1 protein-coding gene is annotated in these 460 nt (G+C 35.2%); it reads right to left on the bottom strand.

What is annotated here, in order from left to right:
• A partial coding sequence (locus C6366_RS21010) for a hypothetical protein (protein WP_146164942.1) occupies window positions 1-229 on the bottom strand: 229 nt, incomplete at its 3' end.
• Window positions 230-460 lie beyond the last annotated feature (231 nt).

Here is a 460-nt window from a genome sequence, read left to right as displayed (position 1 = left end):
CATAAGCCTTTACCGTTTCAGCAGGAACACCCTCCTTCAACAGCACATCCAGAACAACCATTGCTTCAAAGGGTGTCACAGAATCTGTCCACGTTTTGTATTTTAATACCAGTTGATGCCCATTTTCGCCTTTCACCATGCCTCTTGCAAATGCGAGCAAATGTGCGAGGCGGTCGTTTTGGTTGTTGATTAATTCCGACATAGTTTGTAACTTTTTTATTTCATTCAATTTAAGGAGAATATCTCTTTTTTAACAACCCTCCTCAACCAAAATCATTTTCGGCTGTTAAAATACCAATAAATAAGGATGTTTTTATCTTTTATTATTTGCTTTATTTGTCATCATGGTTTTTGTGGTTTTGAATTTTATGGTGTTTTGTAATTAAAATATAGGTTATGAGTGAATTAATCAATAACTCAGGAAAACGAAAAGAGTTGCTCAAGCACATGATTCTTGAGC

Origin of the sequence: Desulfonatronum sp. SC1, assembly GCF_003046795.1 — a bacterium.
GTDB lineage: Bacteria > Desulfobacterota > Desulfovibrionia > Desulfovibrionales > Desulfonatronaceae > Desulfonatronum.
Note: the sequence above shows the minus strand (reverse complement) of the source record. Positions and strands in the feature narration are given on the sequence as shown.